General features: G+C 63.4%; 23 protein-coding genes. 11 read left to right on the top strand and 12 right to left on the bottom strand.

Annotation, left to right across the window (positions count from 1 at the left end; translation table 11 throughout):
* Positions 1 to 140 precede the first annotated feature (140 nt).
* From E8L03_RS14885 to E8L03_RS14845, 9 genes are all read right to left on the bottom strand, one after another.
* Positions 141 to 443 (bottom strand): (2Fe-2S) ferredoxin domain-containing protein, encoded by a 303-nt coding sequence (locus tag E8L03_RS14885; protein WP_144234091.1) that lies wholly within the window; start codon positions 441 to 443, stop codon positions 141 to 143.
* Between the two features lie 39 nt (positions 444 to 482).
* The gene (locus E8L03_RS14880; protein ID WP_171267754.1) at positions 483 to 1,673 is read right to left on the bottom strand and encodes a radical SAM protein; all 1,191 of its coding nucleotides are present in this window, start codon (positions 1,671 to 1,673) and stop codon (positions 483 to 485) included.
* Positions 1,674 to 1,785: 112 nt separating this feature from the next.
* Positions 1,786 to 3,168: a nitrogenase molybdenum-iron protein subunit beta gene (gene nifK, locus E8L03_RS14875; protein WP_144234093.1), complete on the bottom strand. Its 1,383-nt coding sequence runs from the start codon at positions 3,166 to 3,168 to the stop codon at positions 1,786 to 1,788.
* A 19-nt stretch (positions 3,169 to 3,187) separates the two neighbouring features.
* Positions 3,188 to 4,852: a nitrogenase molybdenum-iron protein alpha chain gene (gene nifD / locus E8L03_RS14870; protein WP_171267753.1), complete on the bottom strand. Its 1,665-nt coding sequence runs from the start codon at positions 4,850 to 4,852 to the stop codon at positions 3,188 to 3,190.
* Between the two features lie 35 nt (positions 4,853 to 4,887).
* On the bottom strand, positions 4,888 to 5,262 hold the full coding sequence (locus E8L03_RS14865) for a P-II family nitrogen regulator (RefSeq protein ID WP_144234095.1): 375 nt from the start codon (positions 5,260 to 5,262) through the stop codon (positions 4,888 to 4,890).
* 2 nt (positions 5,263 to 5,264) lie between these two features.
* On the bottom strand, positions 5,265 to 5,621 hold the full coding sequence (locus tag E8L03_RS14860; RefSeq protein WP_144234096.1) for a P-II family nitrogen regulator: 357 nt from the start codon (positions 5,619 to 5,621) through the stop codon (positions 5,265 to 5,267).
* A gap of 45 nt (positions 5,622 to 5,666) precedes the next feature.
* The gene (gene nifH, locus E8L03_RS14855; protein ID WP_144234097.1) at positions 5,667 to 6,491 is read right to left on the bottom strand and encodes a nitrogenase iron protein; all 825 of its coding nucleotides are present in this window, start codon (positions 6,489 to 6,491) and stop codon (positions 5,667 to 5,669) included.
* A 316-nt stretch (positions 6,492 to 6,807) separates the two neighbouring features.
* Positions 6,808 to 8,343 (bottom strand): sigma 54-interacting transcriptional regulator, encoded by a 1,536-nt coding sequence (locus E8L03_RS14850; RefSeq protein WP_144234098.1) that lies wholly within the window; start codon positions 8,341 to 8,343, stop codon positions 6,808 to 6,810.
* A gap of 74 nt (positions 8,344 to 8,417) precedes the next feature.
* Positions 8,418 to 9,197, bottom strand: coding sequence for a Mut7-C RNAse domain-containing protein (locus E8L03_RS14845; RefSeq protein WP_171267752.1), 780 nt, complete (start codon positions 9,195 to 9,197; stop codon positions 8,418 to 8,420).
* A gap of 77 nt (positions 9,198 to 9,274) precedes the next feature.
* Between E8L03_RS14845 and E8L03_RS14840 the strand changes: the two genes are divergently transcribed.
* Positions 9,275 to 10,573, top strand: coding sequence for a M48 family metallopeptidase (locus tag E8L03_RS14840; RefSeq protein WP_171267751.1), 1,299 nt, complete (start codon positions 9,275 to 9,277; stop codon positions 10,571 to 10,573).
* A 90-nt stretch (positions 10,574 to 10,663) separates the two neighbouring features.
* On the opposite strand, the gene E8L03_RS14835 is transcribed toward E8L03_RS14840, so the two are convergent.
* Positions 10,664 to 11,071, bottom strand: coding sequence for a hypothetical protein (locus tag E8L03_RS14835; protein ID WP_171267750.1), 408 nt, complete (start codon positions 11,069 to 11,071; stop codon positions 10,664 to 10,666).
* 189 nt (positions 11,072 to 11,260) lie between these two features.
* Positions 11,261 to 11,848 carry a Spy/CpxP family protein refolding chaperone gene (locus E8L03_RS14830; RefSeq protein ID WP_171267749.1) on the bottom strand — a complete coding sequence of 196 codons (588 nt, stop codon included), beginning with the start codon at positions 11,846 to 11,848 and terminating at the stop codon, positions 11,261 to 11,263.
* Positions 11,849 to 12,070: 222 nt separating this feature from the next.
* On the opposite strand from E8L03_RS14830, the gene E8L03_RS14825 reads away from it, so the two are divergent.
* The 9 genes from E8L03_RS14825 to E8L03_RS14785 all read left to right on the top strand — a co-directional run bounded on the left by E8L03_RS14825 (position 12,071) and on the right by E8L03_RS14785 (position 21,762).
* The gene (locus E8L03_RS14825; protein ID WP_171267748.1) at positions 12,071 to 13,864 is read left to right on the top strand and encodes an ATP-binding protein; all 1,794 of its coding nucleotides are present in this window, start codon (positions 12,071 to 12,073) and stop codon (positions 13,862 to 13,864) included.
* Positions 13,861 to 15,210 carry a sigma-54-dependent transcriptional regulator gene (locus tag E8L03_RS14820; RefSeq protein WP_171267747.1) on the top strand — a complete coding sequence of 450 codons (1,350 nt, stop codon included), beginning with the start codon at positions 13,861 to 13,863 and terminating at the stop codon, positions 15,208 to 15,210. Before E8L03_RS14825 ends, E8L03_RS14820 begins: the two co-directional genes overlap by 4 nt.
* Before the next feature lie 31 nt (positions 15,211 to 15,241).
* A complete protein-coding gene (corA, locus tag E8L03_RS14815; protein WP_171267746.1) occupies positions 15,242 to 16,324 on the top strand; it encodes a magnesium/cobalt transporter CorA in 1,083 nt (360 codons plus the stop codon).
* Entirely contained in the window at positions 16,315 to 17,172 is an 858-nt protein-coding gene (locus E8L03_RS14810) for a mechanosensitive ion channel family protein (protein ID WP_144234106.1), read from the top strand. Before corA ends, E8L03_RS14810 begins: the two co-directional genes overlap by 10 nt.
* Positions 17,173 to 17,175: 3 nt before the next feature.
* The gene (locus tag E8L03_RS14805; protein ID WP_171267745.1) at positions 17,176 to 18,144 is read left to right on the top strand and encodes a calcium/sodium antiporter; all 969 of its coding nucleotides are present in this window, start codon (positions 17,176 to 17,178) and stop codon (positions 18,142 to 18,144) included.
* A gap of 84 nt (positions 18,145 to 18,228) precedes the next feature.
* On the top strand, positions 18,229 to 19,308 hold the full coding sequence (locus E8L03_RS14800) for a hypothetical protein (RefSeq protein WP_171267744.1): 1,080 nt from the start codon (positions 18,229 to 18,231) through the stop codon (positions 19,306 to 19,308).
* Positions 19,305 to 19,751: a universal stress protein gene (locus tag E8L03_RS14795; RefSeq protein WP_144234109.1), complete on the top strand. Its 447-nt coding sequence runs from the start codon at positions 19,305 to 19,307 to the stop codon at positions 19,749 to 19,751. The genes E8L03_RS14800 and E8L03_RS14795 overlap by 4 nt, the downstream gene beginning before the upstream one ends.
* Positions 19,752 to 19,967: 216 nt before the next feature.
* Positions 19,968 to 20,711: a GGDEF domain-containing protein gene (locus tag E8L03_RS14790; protein WP_167512333.1), complete on the top strand. Its 744-nt coding sequence runs from the start codon at positions 19,968 to 19,970 to the stop codon at positions 20,709 to 20,711.
* Positions 20,712 to 20,895: 184 nt separating this feature from the next.
* Entirely contained in the window at positions 20,896 to 21,762 is an 867-nt protein-coding gene (locus E8L03_RS14785) for a GGDEF domain-containing protein (RefSeq protein WP_171267743.1), read from the top strand.
* A gap of 15 nt (positions 21,763 to 21,777) precedes the next feature.
* Here the strand turns inward: E8L03_RS14785 and E8L03_RS14780 are convergent, their stop codons facing one another.
* Positions 21,778 to 23,427 (bottom strand): glycosyltransferase, encoded by a 1,650-nt coding sequence (locus tag E8L03_RS14780; protein WP_216367908.1) that lies wholly within the window; start codon positions 23,425 to 23,427, stop codon positions 21,778 to 21,780.
* A gap of 177 nt (positions 23,428 to 23,604) precedes the next feature.
* Here E8L03_RS14780 and E8L03_RS14775 point away from each other — a divergent pair, with 177 nt between their 5' ends.
* Positions 23,605 to 24,567 carry a DUF2333 family protein gene (locus tag E8L03_RS14775; protein ID WP_167512335.1) on the top strand — a complete coding sequence of 321 codons (963 nt, stop codon included), beginning with the start codon at positions 23,605 to 23,607 and terminating at the stop codon, positions 24,565 to 24,567.
* Positions 24,568 to 24,700: the final 133 nt, after the last annotated feature.

Raw genomic sequence — 24,700 nt, 5'->3', positions numbered from 1 at the left:
CCCCTTGGGACCCCGCCAGGAAACTCAGTTCCCTGGACCCTTTACTGGGTCTGTTTTATGCAATCGCTTCGCTTTTCCGATGCGGCCGGCGCCTCCCGCAGCGCCGGCGCCCGTTGCCCCCAGACTGTGCCGAATCTCGACTAATCGAGTGCGTAATCTTCGGCGACCTCACCCTCTTCCAACGCGTCCAGAATCGCGTCCACGGCCTCTTCGCTTTCCACGTTGCCGTACCAGGTGTTGTTGGGCTGGATGACCAGCACAGGACCGGACTCGCACTGCTTGAGGCAGCCGGTGGTGGTGAGCAGGGCGTCCAGGCCGCGGTCCAGGATCTCTTCTTCGAGATACTGGGCAAGACCGTCGGTCTTCTTGTGGCAGACGCCCTTGGGCTCGCCCTTGGCGCGGAACGATTGACACATCAGGATATGATACGTGGGCTTTGCCATTGTCGTATTCCTCCTTCGCTATCTCGATGCGAATGGTGGTTATTGTTTTCCCTTGCCCCGGCCTTTGGGCTTGATGCCGAAGGCGTAGAGCACGGCCCCCTGAAGCGGGGCGTCTTCATACACGCGCACGTCGATGCCCTTGTCGGCGAGAATCGTGCGCGGATTGTCTCCGGCGCCGGCCGCGATCAGGACTTTGACGTCGGACAGAATCTCGGCCAGGGCGCTCCAGCGATTGTCGCCGCCGCCCCTGGGCGGGGTCTTCCGCGCCTCGTGCAGTGTCACGAGACCGTTGTCGTTGCTGTAGATAAGAAGCGTTTCGGCATGGCCGAGGTGCACGTCCACGGCCTCGCCGTCCGAGGTGGCCACGGCCACGTAGGGCCGGTCCAGATCGGGCATGGGCCGGTCGGTGACCGCTTCCGCCTGGGACGCCAGCTTGATGCCCCGCAGCAGAGTGGCCGCGTTTTCCTCGCCCAGCAGAGAGACTACGTCGCCGCCGAGGCTGCCGATGATGGCGCTCGGCATGACCGAACGGGCCGCCATAAGCGCTTCTTCCATGTCTTCTTTTGTTGCAGGGCGCGCCTTGCCCAGACCGGACTTCTCCCGCGGTTCGAACGGTACGAGCTCCAAGGCGTCCACGCCCCAGTCCTTCAATGTCGCCGCGATTTCGGCCATGTGGTCCTTGTTGATCTCCGGAACCACCGGCACCACGACCGTCGTGTACAGACCGTTGTGCCTAGCTTCGGCCACACCCTTCTTCTGCTGGGACAGGAGCACCTGCATGGCGTCGTCGCCGCGCATGGAGCGCTTGCCCGTGCGGATGAAGGCCACGAGCCCGCCGAGCCTGGAGGGGTCTACATCGGCCACGGAGAGCCGCACGCAGTCCACGCCGGCCTCGGCCAGATCGTGGGCGTAGCCGGGCAGGGCCAGGCCGTTGGTCGCCACGCTGATGCGCACATCCGGATACGCCTTCCGCACCATGCGCGCCGTGGCCATGGTCTCCTCCGGCCGGGCCAGGGGCTCGCCGGAACCGGACAGACAGACTTCCACCGGAGGCTCGGCCTTTTCCAGCAGCGCGGCCAGATACCGGGCCGACTCCTGGACGGACAGCGTCTCGGACGCCACACCATTGGGTGCGGTGTAGGCGCAGTCCATGTTCCTGTCGCAGAAGCGGCACTGAACATTGCAGAGCGCCGAGACCGGGAGCTTGATCCGGGTGGTATGGGGCGGCATGTGCGTCACGTTGTCTCCAGAGTTGTTTCCTTGGGAAAAAGGGGGCGCGGGACCGACGAGGCGACTGCGCCGGTCCACGCGCCCGAGCCCAAGGGAGTGTGGGAGTCCGGTGCTAGTAAACCAGCTCGAAGCTCTCCACAGGGTTGTCGCGATCCAAGCGGGAGAGGAGCGCGTCAACTATCTTTTCCAGGAGCCTGATGGCTCCGCGATAACCTACGGTGGGGAAGTACTGGTGTCCCACACGGTCTATGATGGGGAACCCGTGGCGGATATGCGGAATATCCTCGTCCCGGGCCATGTACTTGCAGTAGGTGTTGCCAATGATCAGATCGACAGGCTCGTTCTTGATCCACTGGTGGAGCAGGAACATGTCGCCGTGCTCCTTGACGTTCGGCTCGAACGGCGCATCCTTGGTAATCTCTTCGATGCGCTTGTAGAACGTCTTGCCCTGCGTACCGGTGACAATGTGCACGGGCTGCATGTCGATGGAGACCAGGAACTCGGTGAGCGCGATGAGCTGGTCTGGATCACCGACCAGAGCCACCTTCTTGCCGTAGAAGTACTGGTGGTAGTCGGAGATGAGGTCCACGAGCTGGCCGCGTTCGTGCAGGATGGTCTCGGGCACGCTCACGCCGCCAAGGCGCCGCAGGGTGTCCACGAACCGGTCCGTGTTGTTCAGGCCGATGGGCAGCGGCAGCACGGTGCAGGGAACCTTGTACTCGGTGTCCAGGTACCGGGCGCCTTCGGCAGAGGCCCATTCGCCCAGAGCCAGGGTGCCGCGGCTGTTGGCGCTGTCCTTCAGCTCATCCACGGTCACGCCGCCTTCGGGGAACATGTGGAACTCGCCGGTCAGCGGGCCGTTGAGCACGCCGGAGGTGTCGGGCATGACAATGGTCTTCACCTTCATCAGCTCGGCCAGGCGCTTGACCTCTTCCATGTCGGAGGGCTCCACGAAGCCGGGGATGATGTTGACCTTGCCGTTCTTCTTGCCCGTAGGCTCGGCGAAGTCCTTGATCATGCCGCGGACCATGTTGGCGAAGCCCGTGACGTGGGAGCCGACGTACGACGGCGTGGAGGCGGAGACTACGTACTTGTTGTCCGGAACCTTGCCGTCCTTCTTGGCCTTGTCCACGATCTGGGGCACATCGTCGCCGATGGTCTCGGAGAGGCACGTGGTGTGCACGGCGATGACATCGGGCTCATAGACCGTGAATATATTGTTGATGGCCTGGAGCAGGTTGGACTGGCCGCCGAAGACCGAGGAACCCTCGGTAAACGAGCTGGTGGCCGCCGAAACAGGCTCCTTGTAGTGCCTGGTGAGCATGGACCGGTGGTAGGCGCAGCAACCCTGGGAACCGTGCGAGTGCGGCAGGCAGCCGTGGATGCCGAGCGCCGCGTACATGGCGCCGATGGGCTGGCACGTCTTGGCCGGGTTGATGGAGAGCGCCTTGCGCTCTGCAACCTCGGTTGGTGTATGGCGTAGAAGCTTATCCATATGCTTCGTCCTTCTTGGCTTAGTTGTTCTCCCACACGAACGTGGCGGAGAGCTCGGGGTTCTTTTCCCAGGGAGCCTTCATGAAGCTCCAGACACGGCTGTTCACCAGTCGGTCGATTTCCTTGTAGAAGTTCACCGCGCCCTTGAATCCGGCATAAGGGCCGCCGGAGTCGTAGGAGTGCAGCTGCTTCATGGGAATGCCCATCTTCTGGATGCCGAACTTTTCCTTGATGCCGGCGCAGAAGACGTCCGGGCGGAACCGCTTGACCAGCTCGTCGGCCTCGTACTGGTTGAGGTCGTCGATGACGAGGGAGTCCGTGGACATGTCGGACATGATGCCGTCGTATCCCTTGAACTCGAAGCCCTCGGCCTCAAGCTGGGCCTTCTCTTCCTCGGTCTTGCGCGGCTTGAAGCGCGTGGGACAGGCTTCCACCTCGAGCTCCTCGATGTTCCGGGAGTCGGCGTCGACCTTGATGTCGCCAAGCACGCGGCGGCCTTCGTAGTCGTCACGGTGTGCGAACTCGTAACCAGCGGCCAGGGTGCGCATGCCCATTTCCTTGAACAGATCCTGGTAGTGGTGCGCGCGGGAGCCGCCCACGAACAGCATGGCCGTCTTGCCTTCGGTGCGGGGCTTGATGTCGGCCAGGGCCATCTCGACCGCGGGCATTTCCTCGGCAATGACTTCCTCGACCTTCTCGATGAGCTCCTTGTCGCCGAAGTACTGGGCGATCTTGCGCATGCTCTTGGCCGTGGAGTCCACGCCCAGGAAGTTCACCTTGATCCACGGAATGCCGAACTTGGTCTCCATCATCTCGGCCACGTAGTTGATGGACCGGTGGCACATGATGCAGTTGAGGTCGGCGGTATGCGCCCGGGCGAACTGGTCGTAGGTGGAGTTGCCCGAGAACGTGGAGTTGATCTCGATGCCGCAGCGGTTGAGCAGCTCTTCGATAACGAATGCGTCGCCGCCGATGTTGTACTCGCCCAGCATGTTGATGCTGTACTTGGCCGGCTTGGCGTCATCGTCCAGACCCACAACGTGGCTGAAGATCTGGTTGTTGGCGATGTGGTGGCCGGCGGACTGGGAGACACCCTTGTACCCTTCGCAGGAAAAGCCGAAGATGTTGATGTCGACGCCCTTGTCATTCAGATCCTGCTTGACCTCGCGAGCCGCAGCGTGGATGTCGTCGCCGATCAGGCCCACGGGGCAGGTGGCGAAGATCGCGATAGCCTTGGGCTTGAAGATCTCATACGCCTCGCGGATGGCCTGCTTGAGCTTCTTCTCGCCGCCGAACACGATGTCATGCTCGCTCATGTCCGTGGAGAAGGCGTACGGCATGAAGTTCCAATCGTCGTTGGACTCGGGCTTGGTTTGGTTGCGGCGGGTAAGCCAGGAGTAGAAACCGCAGCCGATAGGCCCGTGGGTGATGTTCACGATGTCGCGGGTGGGGCCCAGAATAACGCCCTTGCAGCCGGCGTAGGTGCAGCCGCGCATGGTGATGATGCCCGGGATGGTCCGGACGTTGGCCTGTATCTCTGGCGGGTTGCCGTCTGTGGCCTCGTTGACCATAAACTGCTTGGCCCGCTTTCTGGCGACCTTCGGAGGATACTTCTTGAGCAGTTCCTCCTTCAGGTCGTTCAAATCCCTGTTGGTGAAGTTCACCAGCTTGTCTTTCGTAGCCATGGTGTGACCTTTCTTTCCTTCGTCTTCAGTGCTCGCTAGGCGATGGAGGCATCGCCGGACTCACCGGTGCGGACGCGTACGGAGTCCAGCACAGGCATGACAAAAATCTTGCCGTCGCCTGGTTTGCCCGTGATGTTCACCTTCATGATGGTCTTGACCACGGTGTCCACCTGCTCGTCCGGAACGACGACGGTGAGCACCCGCTTGGGGTAGAGCCGGCCCTTGTCGCCCAGCAGGGCGACCGCTTCCTCGTGACCCTTTTCCGCGCCTTCGAGGATGTCGCGGCTGACCAGTCCCTTGCCCCGGCCCGTGGCCTCGCGGGCGAAGAATGCATCCACGCCGTTGTCCGAGAGGGCCTTCTTGGTCTGGTTCACCATGTTCATGCGGATGACTGCCATGATCTCCTTCATTGCTAGGAAACCTCCTCGACCTCTCCGGGAGCGGTCTCCTTGATGCCGGACGAGATTGTGTAGACTTCCTCGACCGGGGTGATGAAGATCTTGCCGTCGCCGAACGCGCCCTTTTCGCCGGTGCGCGCGGCTTCCATGATGGTCTTCACCACGAAGTCCTTGTCGGATTCCGAGATGACGCACATGAGCAGCGTCTTGGGAATCTCGTCATAGGTGATCTCGCCGATCTTGATGCCGCGCTGCTTGCCGCGGCCGGCAACCGAAAACTTGGTCACTGCGGGAAATCCCGCATCCATAAGGGCTGCCAATACGTCGTTGTCCTTTTCCGGCCGAACCACGGCCCTAACCATGCTGAACATGTGGTCTCTCCTTAAATCCTGGGTCTGCGGTAGGGTCCGCGGTTTCTAGTTGGCGATGCCGAAGTCGATGAGCAGCTGCTCGAGCTCCTCGATAGCCAGCGGCGTAGGCACGATGAACATCTCGTTGCCGTCGATCTTCTTGGCCAGAGTGCGGTACTCGTCGGCCTGGGGATGCTCAGGCGAGAAGTCGATGACGGTTTTGCGGTTGATCTCGGCGCGCTGCACCTGGTTTTCGCGGGGTACGAAGTGGATCATCTGGGTGCCCAGACGCTTGGCCAGCTCCTCGATCATCTCCTGCTCGTTGTCGACGTTACGGCTGTTGCAGATGAGACCGCCGAGGCGCACGCCGCCGGCGTCCGCGTACTTCACGATGCCTTTGCAGATGTTGTTGGCCGCATACATGGCCATCATCTCGCCGGAGACGACGATGTAGATCTCCTGGGCCTTGCCTTCACGAATAGGCATGGCGAAGCCGCCGCAGACAACGTCGCCGAGGACGTCGTAGAACACGTAGTCGAGCTCTTTCTCTTCCTTGTAGGCGCCGAGCTGCTCCAGAAGGTTGATGGAGGTGATGATGCCGCGGCCGGCGCAACCAACGCCGGGCTCGGGGCCGCCGGACTCGGTGCACATGGTGCCGCCGTAGCCTTCCTTGACGATATCTTCGATTTCGACGTCCTCGCCCTCTTCACGCAGGGTGTCGAGAACGGTCTGCTGGTTGAGGCCGTGCAACAGCAGGCGGGTGGAGTCGGCCTTGGGGTCGCAGCCGACGACCATGACCTTCTTGCCCATCTCTGCGAGACCGGCGACGGTGTTCTGCGTGGTAGTGGACTTTCCGATTCCGCCCTTGCCGTAGATAGCGATCTTTCTCATGAGCTTCCTCCCATGGGTTTGGTGTCGCGTTGTTCTCCAAAAACAACCTGAGGGTGACTGACATAGGGCAAGGTGTGTGCCAAATATGACAAACAAATCAAAACATACTGATTTCAAAAAGAAAAAGCCCCGAGAGGCTGTCCTCTCAGGGCTTACATTTGGTGGCTTTGGCTTACAAAAGCGAAGGGAAAATGCTACAATAGTGTAAGGTTTACAAATTTAACAATGAGCCCGGAAGATCTATTATCTCCGCGTTTCTCCTACATTTTCTGCGCTATTTAGCGCCGCCCCCCAGACCCCGGGCGAATCGTTCGCCCTACCGTCCCCGCCGCTCGGCCACCACGCCTTCCAGACCGAACTTCTTGATCCGGTAGCCGATCTGCCGCAGCGTGATGTTCAGCTCCCGCGCGGCCCGCGACTGCACCCAGCCGTTGCGCTCCAGCGCGGCGATGATCTCGTGCTTCTCGATGTCCTCCAGCGAGGCCAGCTCCGGCGGCCGCTGCATGGGCACGTCTGTCTTGTGGAAGAAGAACGAGGGAATGTCGCTCAGCTCGATGGTGTCGCCGTCGGTCATGATGGACAACCGCTCCATCAGGTTCTCCATCTCGCGCACGTTGCCCGGCCAGTCGTAACGCACCATGGCGTCCAACGCCTTGGACGTCAGCCGCAGGCGGCGGTCGTACTCCTTGGAGAGCTTGTCCAGAAAATGGTTGAGTAGCGCCGGGATGTCCTCCTTGCGCTCACGCAACGGCGGCACCAGAATCGGAAACACGTTCAGCCGGTAGTACAGATCCTCGCGGAAGCGGCCGGCCGCGACCTCGGCCTCCAGGTCCTTGTTCGTGGCGGCCACGATGCGTACATCCACCCGCCGCGTCTTGGTGGAGCCGAGCCGCTCGAACTCGCGGTCCTGCAGGAAGCGCAGCAGCTTGACCTGGATGTTCATGGGGATCTCGCCGATCTCGTCCAGGAACACCGTGCCCTTGTTCGCCTCCTCGAACCGCCCGGCCTTGGAGTCCGTGGCCCCGGTGAAGGCGCCCTTCTCGTGGCCGAAGAGCTCGCTTTCCAGAAGCGTCTCCGGCAGGGAGGCGCAGTTGACCATGGTGAAGGTATGGTTGGAGCGGTCCGAAAGCTCGTGGATGATCCGCGCGATGAGCGACTTGCCCGTGCCCGATTCGCCCAGCAGCAGCACCGTGGCCTTGGTGGGGGCCACCTTCTCGATGAGCTGGAGCACCCGCGCCATGGGCCGGCTTTTGCCCACGATGAAGAACCGCTGGTAGTTCTGGGAAAGCTTAGCCTTGAGGCTGACGTTCTCCAGCCGCAGATTCTCCTCGCGAGCGCGAACCTGGCGCTGGATGTTCACCATCTGCGAGATGAGCGTGGCCACGATGGTGAGGAAGCGGATATCCTCCTCAAAGGAGACGTCGAGACCGAAGAGCCGGTCCACGTTGAGCACGCCGATGGGGTGGCCGTGCAGCATGATGGGCACGCCGATGAACGAGACCTTGTCCTTCTCGAACCGGCGCGATTTGGTCTTGTCCAGGAACAGGGGCTCCTTGGCGATGTCCGGCACCACGAACGGCTTGGCCGTACGGAAGATGCGGCCCGTGACGCCTTCATCGAGGTTGTACACTCCGCGGCGGATCTCCTCGTCGTTGAGGCCGTGCGATGTGCGGATGAGCAACTTTTCGGACTGGTCGTCCTGCAGCGTCACAGTGGCGCGTTTCATGGAGAGCTCTTCGCCAAGGATGCGCAGGATCACCCCGATAGTCTCATCGAGATCGAGGGTCTCGCCTATCACACGGCTGATCTCGTAAAGGACCTGGAGCTCCAAAGCTATTATATTCTGACGCATGACATATGATCTCGAAGTAAGGGTTGGCGTGTAAAAAAGGACATCCGGTAGCTGGGGTTACCATAATGTCATTTTCACGAATTTGCAAAATTCTTTTTTTCCCCTTCCTCAAGCCGCCTGGAGAGCCATTCCACACGCTCCTGCAGTCGCTCGTGATGCGATCCGGCCCAGTACACCCGGCCGCATGAGGGGCACATCTTGAACGCGTCATAGTACTTCTTGGTCTTCGGCTCCAAAAGGTGCAGCACATCCGCCTTGGCCACGTCCACCAGGAGATCGTTGCAGCGCACGCAGCGCGTGAAGGTGGCGAAGGGCGGCCGCAGCCCGTAGAGGGTCAGCACCTCGGCAAGCTGCTCTTCCGGCTCCTGCGCTCGCAGCAACCTGCCCCAGACCACGTTGCTGCGCTTGAGCAGCGCGCGGTCCCGCGTGAGCACGATGCGCCGCTCCGCCTCGGCCATCGCAGCGGCGTCTTCGTCGTCCAGGGTGTTGTCGTACAGAGTATCGAACCCAAGCACACGGAGCTGCGTGGCCAGCCCGCCCACGTTCACGTCCGCCAGGAATGCCGGCCGGCCCGGCGCCCATGGCTTGAGCTGCGTCGGCGTATGGAAGTCCACCGGCGGCTCCGGGGCCAGCACTTCCACGCGCTGCCCCTCCTGGAGCCGATGGCCGAAATCCACTGGCCGCCCGTCCACGATAAGCGACTCCACCTCTGTATGCGGCGGGCCCACCGCCTCCAGCGCATCCTTCACCGAGGTGCGCCGGCCCAGCGGGTAGCGGAGCACGCCGTCCACGCACTGCTCCCGGTAGCGGTGATGCAGCAGCGCATCAAGATCGCCTCCAAGAACAAACTCCACGGATTGCCCGCGCGCGTTCCCCGTTTCCCCATCGGAAATCATGGCGTCCGCTGCCGTGACGTGATAAAGAGTATACGATGGAACACGTCTACCTCGCTGTTGCTCTGGCCGCCATTGCAGGCGGCTTTTTCCTGGAATCCATGGTGCGCCGGGCAACAATGCACAGCCTGCCGGCCGTTCCGCCCAAGGAGCTGGACGACAGCTACGCGCCGGGCGAGTTCAGCCGCTTCATCCACTACACCCGCGCGCGCCTGCATTTCGGCAATGTCCAGGGCGTCATCACCTCCGGAGCGATTTTTCTTTTCATTGCCCTGGGCGGCATCGGCCTCGCGGACTTCTGGGCCGCGTCCATAGCCACCTCCCTGGGTTTCGATGGCTTCAACGCCGCCAGCATGTCCGGCGATATCGTGCGCGGTCTCATCTTCCTGGTCATCCTCGCCGTGCTCTCCGCCGCCCTCGGCCTGCCGTTCACGCTGTACGACACCTTTGTTCTTGAAGAACGCTACGGCTTCAATCGTACCACATGGAAGACGTTTCTGCTCGACCGGATCAAGGGCGCGATTCTTACGGCGCTGCTGGGCGGTCCGCTGATTGCGCTGGTCATCGCCGCCTTCCACCTGGCCGGAAGCTGGGCCTGGCTCGCCGGCTGGGCCGTGGCCTCGGCCTTCTCCCTGCTTATGCTCTGGCTCGGCCCCTCCCTGCTGCTGCCGCTGTTCAACAAGTTCGAGCCCTTGGAGGAGGGCGAGCTGCGTAGCGATATCGAGAAGTACTGCTCGGCCCAGAACGTCGATGTGACCGGCGTCTTTGTCATGGACGGCTCGCGCCGCTCATCGCGTTCCAACGCCTTTGTCACCGGGCTGGGGTCCAAGAAGCGTATCGCGCTTTTCGACACCCTTATGGAATCCCTGCAGACCAACGAGATCGTTGCCGTGCTGGCGCACGAGGTGGGCCATTACACGCTGGGGCATATCCCGCGCACGGTGGCGCTTTCCCTGATACGCAACGCCGCGCTCTTCTTCCTCCTGGGGCTGGCCCTTGCCGATCCGGACCTGTACGCCTCCTTCGGCGTGACGGGCATGCCGGTAGCGGCCGGGCTGGTCTGCTTCGGTCTGGTCATCGCGCCCCTCTCCTACGTGCTTGGCGTGGTGGATAACGCCCTGTCGCGCAAGCACGAACGCCAGGCCGACGCCTATGCCGCGCGCACCCTGGGCAAGGCTCTGAACATCGACGCCGGCGCGAGCCTGGCCGGGGCACTGAAAAAACTCACCACGGACAACCTTGCCAACCCGTCGCCCCCGCGCATCGCCGTGGTGCTGCACCACTCCCATCCGCCGCTTCTGGAACGTATCCGCAGCCTGCGCTCGCAAGCCGCCTGACCTATCCAGTATTCTGGACAGCAAGAGACAGATTCATCCCGTCTAACTGTCCATAAATCTAGACACACATCGGATGCTGCTCCTTGTAGCTCAGGCTTTGCCGTCCGTGCGCAGCAGAAAGTACGCGGCGACGACTCCCCAGATGGCGTTGAAGAAAAGCACGAAAAGCGGGGCCGTGGCGCCAGCGCCGAAGCCCCACATCCCCTTGCCCAGCTTGGGGAAGACCACGAGCAGCATGTAGGCCGTGGGCGCCAGCGAAATGAGCAGACCTTTGAGCACCCAACGGCGCTCCCAGAACGGCAGCAGGAACAGCAGCCCCCACAACGCGCCGTAGAATAGCCGCGGCAGCAGCCATCCTATGGTCAGCGCCGGGGCCATCATGAAGCCCAGGGCCTGGCTGATGCCCACAGCGCCGAACAGCCACACCGCGATGGAGTTGGCAAGACCGCCCAGCGCTCCGGCCACAAGACAGAGGATGATGCGTTTGATCCAGGCCATGGCGTTCCTCCTTTTGCCAGGGAGTATACATCCATTGCCAGGGCCGCGCCATGGCCGGCCGCAAATTTCGCTGCCTCGGTCGCCAAAGGAAAAGCCCGGCGCCTCACACAAGGACCGGGCTTTTCTGTTCCTGAGGGACACTCCCTATCCGGAAGGAGCGGGCGCAGCCCGCATTCCGAACTTTATCTGCTAATATGCTCCGCAGCCGCCAGGGCCGTAGCCACCGCAACCGCCACGGGGCCCCATCATGCCGTAACCACCGCCGCGACCGTGGTGGGGACCACGCATGCCAGGACCGCCGCGCGAGCCCATCATGCCGGGACCGTAGCCGCCGCAGCCACCGCGCTGCCCCATCATGCCAGGACCAAATCCGGGACCGCCGCAACCGCGACCAAAACCGCCGGGCACGCCGATCGCATCGAGCTTGGCGCGCAGGTCCGTACGCTGGGCATACATCTGCTTGCGCACCTCGCGCATTTTCTCGACCAGGTCGGTGATGGTCTTCTGGTCGGCTCCGGCCTGGCTCAGGGCGTCGAGCTCGGTGTGGTACGCCCACATGTCGTCGCGCAGGGGCTCCATCTTATCCTGAAACTCATCGAACGCCTTCTGCACGGCTTCCTGTTTCTCGGGGGAAAGCGGCCCCGCGGCCGTTCCCTTGGCATAGGGGCATCCGTACTGCTGCGCCGCCGGCGGCGTCTGGTCGGGCTGGGCCTGGGCAATGGCGGCCACAACCAGAATCGCCATAATCGCCAGAGGGATGAAAAGTGTGCGTCTCATGGGTATCCTCCTTAAAGTGTATGAAAACACATATTCGGTGCGTCACTTGCATCTCTTCTGAGCAATGTCGGTGCCAAGTTCTTCAATAAACATTTTTATCTTGTTATTTTAAATAGTTAATACAGAAAGCAGTCCTCAATAATTCAGGTGCGACTCCCTTGAGTGTTCATAATCTATACATATACGTGTTGTTCCTGTATAAAGATTGAGCAGGTTTACCATATGCAGACCTCATCCAAATCCTCATCGAGCTGGCTCGTAGCCGGTGCCGTGGCCGTTCTCGTGGCTGTGGTCACCGTCTGGGCGCTTCGCGACATCCAACGCAACCGGGAATCCACGGGCCGGCTGCTCGCCCAGCAGGGCGCCGGGCTCATCAAGGCCCTGGAGGCCGGCGCGCGCACCGGCATGCGCGGCAGGCTGGGCCGTGGCGTGCGGCTCGAAGCACTGCTGCAGGAAGCTGGCCGCCAGGACAACATCCTGTTTATCGCGGTGACGGACCGCACGGGCCGCATCCTGGCGCACAGCAACCCGGCGCGGATCGAGCAGCCGCTCTTCCCACCGCCGGTCATGAGCGGCTTCATGCCCGGCCCCCACGCCAAATCGCGGCTCGTGCCCAAGCCGCCGGACGGGCCTCCGAACCCCGATCACCCCGGCCAGCTGGAGGACGCCCCGGGCGACGTGTTCCTGGTCTATCGCGACTTTCTGGACCCCCGCGAGGCACGCAACAGACACGGCATGAACCAGTTCCTCTGCCCTGGCGCCTGCCCGCCGGACCGCGCCGCGCAGCAGTTCGGCCACTCCCTGGTAATCTTCGTGGGCCTGGACCCCGCGCCGTTCTACGAGGCCGTGCACGCCGACGCCCGCGCCACCATCTTCTTTGCGCTGCTCATTCTCGCGGCCGGCGGCGCGGCCATCGCCGCGCTCTCCTGGGCCGCACGGGCGCGCGCATCCGGCCGCAAGCTTTCCGAGGCCCGGGCCTTTGCCGACGAGCTCGTGGCCAACCTGCCCGCCGGGCTCATTGCCTGCGACGCCTCCGGCACCGTGGTCTCCATGAACGAATCCGCCGGGGCCATCCTCCAGCTCGATACGGAGGAGCACATCGGCCGCAAACCCGAGGACTTCCTCACAGGCGAGCTGTATGACGTCTTTGCCGCGGCCCACGCCGGCAAGCGCGTGGTGGAGCAGGAGATCGCCGTGCCGGCAGGCACGCCCGCCGCGCCGCAGGAGCGCACCCTGCTCGTCTCCGCATCCACCGTGAGCACAGCCAACGGCGAGGCTGCCGGCAGCGTGCTCATCCTGCGCGACGTGAGCGAGCTCAAGCAGCTGGAGGAACAGGTCCGGCGCCAGGAGAAGCTGGCCGCCGTGGGCCAGCTCGCGGCCGGCGTGGCGCATGAAATCCGCAACCCGCTAAGCTCCATTAAGGGCTTTGCCGTGCACCTGGGCAGCCGTTTTCCCAAAGACAGCGCAGACGCCCAGGCCGCGCGGACCCTGGTGGCCGAAACTGACCGTTTGAACCGCGTGGTCACCGAACTCATCGAGTACGCCCGGCCCACCGAGGCGGCGCGGCAGCCCACCGACCCGGCCATGGTCATCGAGCACACCCTGCGTCTGGTCCGCCAGCAGGCTGCGGACGCCGGCGTAACCGCGCGGTTCGAGCCGTGCGGCGAGCTGTACGACGTGGACATCGACCCGGACCGCGTGAACCAGGCGCTGCTCAACCTCTGCCTCAACGCCATCCAGGCCATGGATCACGGCGGCGAGCTGATCGTGCGCGCCTGCGTGGAAAACGGTGCGCTACGGATCGATGTCGAGGACACCGGCCCGGGCATCGACCCTGATCTCTTTGAGCAGATCTTCGATCCATACTATACGACAAAGGCGAGCGGGCAGGGCCTCGGCCTGGCCGTGGTGCGCAAGGTCGCCCAGGCGCACGGCGGGTACGTGGAGATCGACTCCGCGCCCGGCGCCGGCAGCCGCTTCACCCTTGTCCTGCCATTCACGCGGAGCGATTCATGACCAGCATACTCATTGTCGACGACGATCCCGGCCACCGGTCCATGCTTGAAACCCTGCTTGCAGGCTGGGGATACGCCATCACCTCAGCCGGCGACGGGGCCGAAGCCGTGGAGAATATAGCGGCCGGTCCCTTTGACGCCGTGCTCATGGACGTGCGCATGGCCGGCATGGACGGCCTCACCGCGCTCAAGAAGATCATGGAGCTGAACTCGGCCATCCCGGTGATCATCATGACCGCCTACGGCTCTGTTGATACGGCGGTGCAAGCGCTCAAAACCGGGGCCTTCGACTACCTGCTCAAGCCGCTGGACTTCGAGCTTCTGCGTCACACCCTGGACCAGGCCCTGGAGCACACCCGGCTGCGCGCCGAGAACCTGGACCTGAAGAAGGCCCTGAGCACGGGCGACGGCTTCGCCTCCATCGTAGGCAAGAGCGAGGCCATGCGCGATTGCGTTGCCCTGGCCTCACAGGTGGCGCCGTCCGAGGCCACGGTGCTCATTACCGGCGAGTCCGGCACCGGCAAAGAGCTCATTGCCCGCGCCATTCACGCCGAAAGCCCACGCGCGCCCGAACCCTTCATCGCCGTGAACTGCGCCGCCCTGCCGGACTCCCTGCTGGAGAGCGAGCTCTTCGGCCACGAGAAGGGCGCCTTCACCGGAGCAGAGAAGGCCCGCGCCGGACGGTTCATCGCCGCCGACGGCGGCACCCTTTTTCTGGACGAGGTGGGCGAGATGGCCCTGCCCGTGCAAGCCAAGCTGCTGCGCGTCATCCAGGAAGGGGAGGTCTCCAGGCTGGGCAGCGACAAGCCCGTAGCCGTGGACGTGCGCATGCTGGCGGCCACCAACCGCGACCTCTCTGCCGACGTGCGCGAGGGCCGATTCCGCGAGGACCTCTTCTACCGCCTCAACGTGGTGGCGGTGCACGTACCGCCGCTGCGGGATCGCAGGGGGGACATTCCGCTGCTGGCCAGCCATTTTCTGGAGCGCTACGCCGCGCGGAACAAGAAGACGGTGAAGGGCTTTACCCCCGAGGCCATGGACCGGATGTCCCGCTACGGCTGGCCCGGCAACGTGCGCGAGCTGGAAAACGCCGTGGAGCGCGCCGTGGTGCTGGCCACGGCCGAGTATGTGGACGCGCCGCAGCTCCCGCCTGAGGTGGCCCACGCCGGCGAGACATCGGAGTGCGCGCCCGAAGCAGATAGCGCCGCCACCCTGGACGACGTGGAGCGCTCCACCATTCTGCGCACCCTGCGCGAGACCGACGGCAACAAGAGCGAGGCCGCCAGACGCCTTGGTATCACCCGGGCGACACTGCACAAGAAGCTCAAGCGATACGGCGAGTCTTGACGCAACGCTGCCGCTGGTGCACCACAATCGCATGTTCGACCTGCTGCGAAGCCACTCCGCCAAGGCCGGCGACCCGCCTGGACAGGCGGCCTACGTGGGTCCGGTAAAGGACTTCATCCCGTACATGGAGTGCGTGACCTACTCCGGCGAGGCCATGGAGCGCCGGCGCATCGAACCTTCCGAGCTGCACGATGTGCTTGATTCATGCCGAGCCACCGGCACGGTGCTCTGGATACGGCTGGTGGGCATTCACGATCCGGCCCTGGCGCGTCAGGCGGGCGAGGCCATCGGCCTGCATCCCCTGCTCATCGAGGACGCCCTGAACACGGCGCACCGGCCCTCTCTGGACGAGGGCGAAACCATCCTCTTCGCCACCTCCAAGGCGCTCTCATACGACGAAGAGAATGACAGAATTCTCTCGGAGCACGTGGTCATCGCCCTGGCCGACGGCATCTGCCTGACCCTGGAGGAAAACCCGAAAAACCCCTGGGACGCCATCTATCCCCGGCTCCAGACCCCAAAGAGCCGGATGCGCCAGATGGGCGCGGACTACCTCTTCTCCTGCCTGTACGACACCCTGGTGGACAACTGCTTCCTCGTGGTGGACGCCATTGCCGCCTCCAGCCGCCAGATGGAGGAGACCCTGATCCGCCAAGGCGAGGACGGCGACGCCCCCCTGCTCAAGGACATCTACAGCCTGCGCAAGCAGCTCCTGCTCTTCCAGTCCGTCGTGCTGCCCATGTACGAGACCACCGCGCGCCTGGTGCGCGACGAGCAGCAGCATTTCTCCGAGGAGGTGCGGCCTTTCCTGCGTGACATCCGCGACCACGCCGTGCATGTACGCGACGCCACCATGCTGCTCTCCACCCTGCTGGAGAACCTTACGGACACGGCCATCTCCCTGGCCGGGCTCAAGCTCAACGCCGTGATGCGGGTGCTCACGGTCATCGCGACCATCTTCATCCCCCTCACCTTCATTGCCGGCGTCTACGGAATGAACTTCCAGAACATGCCTGAGCTCCACGCCCACTACGGTTACTACATAGTGCTCTGCATCATGCTTATCGTGGCTATTGCCATGCTCTTATTCTTCAGGAAGCGTAGATGGATATAAACGAAATCCACCAGTGGTTCTCCGGCATGCCGAGCTGGGCCGAGAACATTATCCTCAGTCTCATCGCCGTTGTCGTCGTGCTGGTGGTGAAGCGACTGCTGTTGGCCATGGTCCGGCCCACGGAAGAAGACATCAAGTTCCGTTTCGTCATCGAAAACGGCCTCTCCATCACCTCGTCCGTGGCCATCATCCTGGCCATGGTCTTCATCTGGCTGGACGGTTTCAAGCCGCTTTTCACCGTGCTGGGCCTCATCGCCGCGGGCCTCACCATCTCCTCGAAAGAAGTCGTGATGAGCTTTCTCGGCTTTTTCGCGCTGGTCACACGCGACCACTTCGGCATCGGCGACCGCGTGTGCGTGGGCGACAATATCTGGGGCGACGTGACCGGCAAGGGCATCCTCTTCTTCACCGTCCTGGAGATCTCCCAGGACATTCAGGGCCAGTCCACGGGCCGGCTCATCCGCGTGCCCAACATGGTCGTGTTCACCCACCCGGTGATCAACGCGACCAAGGGATTCGACGCCGTCTGGCACGAGATACCCATACGGGTGACGCCGGACAGCGACTGGCGGGAGCTCAAGACCATCATGCGCCATGCGGCCGACGACTGGCTGGAGCGCTCCCACCTGGACCTGGACAAGCTCCAGCGCAAAATGCAGCGCGCCCAGGTGACGTTCCGCGTCCGCCGGCCCGGGGTCTACGTCTCCGTTGGCAACGGCACCATCAACGTCACGGTGCGCTATCTGTGCCCGGCGCGGCAACGGCGCGACAGCGAACACGAGATTACCGAACAGATTCTCGCCGGCATCGAGGAAAACGCCAACATCAGGCTCCTTGGCGAGTACTGATCCATGCCTCCGGTGCTCCAGCTGCTCATTGGTCTGCCGCTGCTCCTGGTCGGCGGCCACTTTCTCGCCACCGGCGCAGGCGCTCTGGCCCTGCGGCTGCGCATCCCGCAGCTCACCGTGGGGCTGACCATCGTGGCTATGGGCACCTCGGCCCCGGAGCTGGCCGTCTCCTTGCTGGCGGCCATGCGCAGCTCGCCGGACATCGCCATGGGCAACGTCATCGGCTCCAACATCGCCAACCTGCTGCTCATCCTCGGGGCGGTGGGTGTTCTGCGACCACTGACGCTCACGACCTCCATCCGCTGGCGGGAGATACCGTTCATGCTCCTGTCGATCATTGTGCTCGCCGCGCTGGTGAACGACGCCTCCCTCTCCAGCATGGGGTCCGGCACGGGACCCGACGTGCTGGGCCGCGGCGAAGGCGTGGCGCTCATCGGCTTCTTCGCCGTCTATCTATACTACGTGGTCTCTGTGGCGCGATCCTCGGGCATGCAGGCCGAGGAGGAAGTCACCACGCTCTCACTGCCCGTGGCCTCGCTGATGACCGTGGGCGGCCTCATCGCCCTCATCGCCGGCGGCAGACTCACCGTGTCCGGCGCCAGCGGCGTGGCCCTGGCCATGGGCGCCAGCGAAGCGCTGGTGGGGCTGACCATCGTGGCCATCGGCACCTCCCTGCCCGAGCTCGTCACCTCTCTGGCCGCGGCGCGGCAGGGCAACGCGGACCTGGCCGTGGGCAATGTGGTGGGCTCAAACATCTTCAATATTTTCTGGATACTGGGAGTTTCCTCCACCATCTCGCCGGTGCCGTTCAATACGCGGCTCAACGCGGACCTCGGCGTGCTCGCCGCCGGAACCCTGCTCTTCTTCCTGTTCACATACACCGGCCGCCGGCACACAGTGGATCGCGGCGAGGCCGCCCTGTTTCTGCTCATGTACGCCGCCTACGTGGGCTACCTGGCTGTTCGGGGATGAAATCTTTTATATTATGGTGTATTCCTCAGTCGTCGTTCATTCTTACAATGTTCAACATCATGCACACGACCCCTCCATGACAACATGAGCACTCTTTTAAGCAGCCGCTCCAACAGCCATTCCTCTCCGCTGCGCAGAATGCTTGCGGTGATCATCGCCCTTGCAGGCGCGGCATACACTGTCGCTGGCGCTAAAGGAGTTACCGACTCGGTGTGCGTCACAGCCGGATGCGCGCTGTACAAGGGCCAGACATTTTTCGGGTACTCGGTATGGTGGCTGGGGACAGCCGGCTTCGCACTGATCGCCCTTCTGGCCATCTTCCACCGCATGAGCCTGGCGCGTTTCGCTGCCGGGATGGGCCTGCTCATAGATGTAGGGCTCCTGGCCCTGCTCGCGATTACTTCGCCGTGCCTGGCCTGCCTCATCGCCGGGTTCCTGCTGCTTCTGCTCTTTCTCGTGCTCGCCGTGCCCATGGGGCTTCTCGGCCGTACCGTCGTCATCGCCTGGTTGCTTGTCTTCTCGCCCAACGTCATCGGCTCCATGCGCTCCGTCACCAGCCCGTGGCCCATCTACGGCCAGGCCGACGCGCCCATGCGCCTGTTCTTTTCTCCCTCATGTCCGGCGTGCATGCTTTCCACCAAGGAGTCGCTGGAGGCGTACCCCGAGTACGTGGCGCTGTTCCCAGTGGCAGAATCCGACGCTGACAAGCGCAAGATAGCCGCCCTGGTCAGGAGCCTTGCCGAGGGCAAGGGCATGCCCCGGGATCTGCGCGCCTTTTTCGCCGGCGTGGATGCGGACACCCTGCCGGAGCCCGGCACCGAGCTGCGCTGGAAGCTCTTCCGCAACCGACTGGCGCTCTACTCCTACAGCGGCGGCGACACCATACCCTTCATGATGATCACGGGCCGTCCCGGACCGCTGGTTCCGGAAGCCCAGGAAGCGCCCGCCACGCCGGCTCCGGCACAACCGGACAGGCCAATGCCCCTGCACCCGGGCATGCCGGGCATGTCGCACGAGCTCCCCCCGGCCGTCTCGCCCACGGCGCCGCGCATTCCCAAGCCAATTTTCCCCCAAACGGATACTCCGTCGCCCTTTAGCGGTTGCACCGCCGATGAGCCGTGCCCGGATCCCGGTCAGCCCAATTCCGACAAGGAGCTCCCATGAAGACCATCAAGAAGATACTCTGCGCCGTCGATTTTTCCGAAGCCACGGCTCCGGTCAGCAGCTACGCCGTGCTGTTCGCCAATGCGCTGGGCGCTTCGATTGAGGTGCTGTACGTCGCCCCCGACCTGCAGCGCTACAATCTCTTTGAGGTTCCTTCGCGGGACATCGACTCCTTTGTGGACAACATCATCGGCGGGGCCGAAAAAAACATGCGCAAATGCCTGGATACCGAGTTCGCAAACACCAAGGCCCATGGCGTTGTGCGCACGGGGTATGCGCCGCAGAAGATTCTTGAGTACGCCGAGGAGACCGGTGCCGAGGCCATCATCATCGGCAGCCACGGCCGTCGCGGCGTGGACCGGATCGTCTTCGGCTCCGTAGCCGAGAAGGTGGTGAAGCAGTCGCGCATTCCTGTGGTGACCGTGCCTGTGCGCCACGAGTAGCCCTGTAGCGAAGTACCGTAGTCCGGACCGTTCTTCTCTGAATGCGCCCGGCTGGCGCGGCAGTCGCACCTGGTAATCCACCGCTAATGCCTCCGGTTGAATGGGGTGTCCATGCCTCGAAGATCGAAGCTGCATACGTCGCCTATCGCATCGCCCGAGCCTCCTGACGCCGTTTTTCCAAAGCAGGAGGCGGCTTGCCAGAATTGCCGCCCGAACATGGGCCGCCCGCTGAAGCGCTTTCTCCAGAGCGCGACCCTCGCCCTTGGTGCGCCCACCGGCTGGCTGCTCATCGTTTATCTCATGGGCGCCGGCAGTCAGGCTTCCGGGACGTACACGTTTGGTGTGGTCCTCTACATGTTCCTCGGCTCTGTCATCGTCTTTGGCGTGTACTCGTACGTTCTCGGCAGAAGCGAGGAGCGTTTCGCCGAGCTCTCCATGCACGACCATCTTACCGGCCTGTACAACACGCGGCTGTTCCATGACACGCTCAAGTCGCAGTTCTCCCTGGCGGAACGCCATGGCCACAACCTGACACTGCTGCTTCTGGATGTGGATCGCTTCAAGCGCGTGAACGATACGTACGGCCACCAGGTTGGCGACAGGGTGCTCAGCACCATCGCCCAGAAGGTAACGGGCGAGGTGCGCACCGGCGATATGGTCGCCCGGGTGGGCGGCGAGGAGTTCGCCGTCATCCTGCCGGAAACGGACACGGAAGGCGGAGCCGAGCTTGCCGAGCGCATCCGCGAAACCATCCAGCAGACCACCCTGACACTGGCCGGGAACGTTCAGCTCTCAGTCACGGTCTCCATAGGCGTGGCCGGAATGGATACCCTGTATCCCGAGACCACCACCGAGCTCTTCGCCTCCGTGGATGCGGCCCTGTACGAAGCCAAGGACAGCGGCCGCAACTGCGTTCGCGTCGCCCAAAGGAGGCCTGTAGAGGACCTGGGGCACGGCTGAAGGCATTGTTCCTTTTGGTTTCCGGTTGTCGTGGCAAAGCCACCCATGGTAATTATATCGGATGGCATTCTCTTCCCCTCGGCCTTCGGCCCTTATCTCTGTTGCGAAAATGCACGACGGGGAGCGACTTTTTCAGACCTTGCAATCGTGTTTCCAGGTATTTCGCGCGCCGGAGCATGGCCGTGTGATCGAGCTGTTGCATGCTGAAACGCCGCCGCACGAAGGGTTGATCATCGGCAGTACGCCGGACCACCCGATCGACATCGTCATTCTGGACGATTCCGACTCCGAGGCCGCCCTGGAGGTCCTCTCGCAGATCAAGGATTCGTCGTCGCTGCGCATGATTCCCGTGGTCATCGTCTCCGAGAAGGGTTCAGCCTGCTTGACCGAGCTGGATGCGCTGAAGCACGGCGCCGCGGACTTCTGGACGCTGCCCATCGCCGATCAGGTGCTGCTGGCGCGGGTGGCCGTGCATACGCGCCGGACTCGCGTCACCAGGAGCCTGGCCCGCATGAGTATGACCGACCTGGCCACAGGCGCGGCGAGCCGGCGATTATTCGCGGATTCTCTGAGGCGGGAATGGGGCCGTGCCATGCGCGAGAATGTATGGCTCTCCCTGGCCTTCATCGCCATGGACGGCTATGAAACCTATGCCGAACGGCTGGGCGGCGAAAGCGCCGGCGAGTGCATGACCATGCTCTCCGAGGCGCTAGGCACGTGCCTGCGCAGGCCGGGCGACCTCATATCCAGATTCTCCGACGACATCTTCTCTGTGATTCTGCCTGTGACGGACCACCATGGCGCGGCCCACGTCTCCCGGCAGATGCACTCCTCCATCGAAGGCCTGCAGCTCGCCTTCCCCGGCAGTGTGACCAGGCTGCCTCTGGCCGAGTACGTCAGCATCTCCATGGGCATGACGTCGGCCGTGCCTGTCTCCGGCTGCGACTACGAGCGGTTTGCCGAATCCGCCTACAGCGCCCTGGGCAAGGCCATGGCGCGTGGTCCGGGGACCACCAACCTCCAGCCGACGCTCATGGAAGTGCTCAACTAGCGCAAGGCAGGCCGGTTAACGGCCCAGCGCGATCACGCCGCCGTCCATCAAACGACGCCACTTGGCGTTGATGTCGTCCAGGAGCAAGGCCTCCTGCTTGTTGAGGAGCTTGGCCATGTGTGCGGTATGCTTGGCGCGCAGCTTGTAGTGGTTGGCTTCCGCGGCCTTGGCCTGCTCCCAGGTGATGTTGGCCAGGTGTGGGAAGGGCCGGCGATGGCCCACGGCCAGGTGGCCCTGGTACACAGGCGCGGCTCCGGCGGCGAGCAGCCCCAGGTCGTGGTCCACATCGTCGAACTGGCTTGGCGAGAAGCGCAGATCGAAGCCGCCGCTTTTCTCCAGCGTGGATGTCCGGAAGAGATGGCAGCACCCCATGACCGAGGCGCACGGCCGCATGTAGCGGAACTGCCCGTAATCCGGATCAAAATGGTGCAGCGCGCTGAGAGCCAGCGGAGACGGGACCTTCTCGCCCTGAGCGCCCAGGGACGGCTGCTCTCCGGGGTCTGGCTCCAGGGTGAAGTCCGCTCCCTGGATGGCCTCGCGGACCGTGGCGTTGACCACCTTGGCGCCCCAGACGCCGGCCTCGGGATACGCCTTGGCCGCCGCCGAGAGCCTGCCGAGCCAGTCGGCCGGCAGCTCCACATCGTCATCCAGAAACGCCGTCCACTCGTAGCCGCGCTCCACGACCTCCCGGATGAGCCAGTTGCGCGCCCCCGGCGCGCCCACGTTGACCGGCGCGCGCAAAGCCTCCAGGCGGTCTGCGGAAATACGCGACCTCCAGCCGGCCAGCATGTCCTGCGTCTCTGTGCCGCTGCCGTTGTCGAGCACCAGCACCTTGGAACCGCCGATCTCGCCGGCAAAGAGCGATTGGAGGGTGGCGTCCAGCTCGCCGGGCTTGTCGAAGCAGTACAGGAGCACGGCGCAGCTCTCCGGAACCCTGGCCACGCTGCGGTCGGCGCGGCTCACGGCATCGTGCAGCACAAGCAGCGCGTTTATCAGCCAGGGAGAGCGCTCCACGCTCTGCCGCCACGACTCGCGGGCGTCATCCAGCCTGCCGGCGCGCGCCAGGGCGTTGCCACGCCGGAAGAGCAGCCCCGGCCACTCGGCCCCGCCCTCGATGGCGTCGTACGAGGCCACGGCGTCGTCCAACTCGCCGGCCAGAAACAGCGCATCGCCCAGAATCTTGGAGACCAGCGCGCCGTTGTTCAGGGGCAGATTGCGAATGCGATCCACCAGCCATTCGGACCGGCCGAAGATACCGGCGAGCTGGCGCGCCTGGTTGAGCCGATAGAGCAGATGATTGGACGAGGCGAGCTCTTTGTCCAGGTATGACAGCGCCGCCTCGGCATCCCGCTGCTCAAAAAGGGTCAGGAACTCCAGGTCCTCCTCGGGCATGTTCCACGTGGATGCAACGGTCGAGAGCGCCTCGGCCAGCACGGGCGGAATGGGATCGAACAGATAGGCGTGGCGGCCGTGGATGGAGCGGATGGACTCGGCCAGGCCGCCGTCCAGCGGATCGTCCACCCAGGCCTGGAGCATGAGCCCCAGCCCCACGCGGGCGCAGCGCTCGGCATGCTCCGGCGGGACATGGGACGTAGCGTCGAAGAGAGTGCGCGAGGTGTGCAGCAGATGGTGCTTGCCCACGGCACCCATTCCCAACAAGCGCACGCCTTCCCGGGGAAGCCCGGCGAGCGGCGTGTCATGGAGCGTCGTGGCTCGGATTTTTCTATGCGTCGGCACAATCCCCCCAGCTGTGTCAGTTTCCCACACTTGCAACCCGTGGTTTGCCCATTTATCCTGCCTTTTTCCGTGCAACCTCTCAAGAGTCAAAAAGGGAAGCTCTCCATGAAAAAGATGCCGAAGCTGCCACGTATTCCTCTGAAATACCTTATAATTATAGTGGCATTGTTCCTGTTCTGGCCGTTACTCTTCGGGGGGTACTACGCGATGTACAACCTCTACCGCTCCGTTGATCCCACCCAGTTCCCGGCGGTGAGCGAGGCCGTCTCGGAAACCATGGCCTTGACCGGCGCCAATGCCACCGACCCCGAGAAGGGCGCGGCGCTGCTCACCTCGGTCAGCGCACAGCTCCAGCGGGAGCTGGACTCGCCCTTTGGCTGGAGCGCGAACGACGCCTTCTACTTCCCGACCAAGTACCTGGATAACCGCGCCAACCGCCAGCGCGGCGTCATCTTCGCCACGCGCATGCTCACGCGGTACTTCTCCACCCATCTGGCCAAGCTCGGCCAGGCCGACCCCGAGAACGAGCACCTCAAAGAGGTGCGCGAGAAGCACATTGTCTACGGCGCCGAGATCTGGGGCTTCTTCCGCGCCTCTGCGGAGAAGGAATACAAGCGCAGCATCGAGCTGATGGACGAGTACAAGGCCGAGCTTGCCGACGGCAAGGCCACCTTCAACGCCCGCACCGACGACATTTACAACAATCTCACCTTTATCGACGGCGAGGAGTTCCTGGGGCAGGTGCTCGGCTCCCTGGTGCAGGCCAACGACGAGGTCTCCTTCTGGGAGCTGGACGACCGCATCAAGTACGCCCAGGGCGTTGTCCTCGTGGTGCGCGACTACCTGACCATGCTCGTGCACCTCTACCCGGAGATTGTGGAGAAGGGCGGCGAGCAGAACGTGGCTGTGGCCTTCAAGGACATGGACAGGATCTGCACCTTTGATCCGCTCATCGTGCTGCGCGGCGACCACGACTCCCTGCTGGCCGACCACCGCGGCAAGATGGCGCGCTACTTCATCTCCATGATGAGGCGGCTGGAGGACCTGGCCAACTCGTTAAGAAGCTAGCAATTGCGCATAGCCGCCGGTTGATGACTGGCGGCCGCCACTTTGCTGCATTGAGTAGGGGCCCCCGACAGGGGGCCTTTCTTATGTGGTCCTGGGCTTTCGGCGGGTCGAGTTCTTCGCCGGGCGGACGTCA

It is taken from the genome of Oceanidesulfovibrio marinus, from assembly GCF_013085545.1.
Classification (GTDB): Bacteria; Desulfobacterota; Desulfovibrionia; order Desulfovibrionales; family Desulfovibrionaceae; genus Oceanidesulfovibrio; species Oceanidesulfovibrio marinus.
This window is presented reverse-complemented; position numbering and strand designations above follow the sequence as displayed.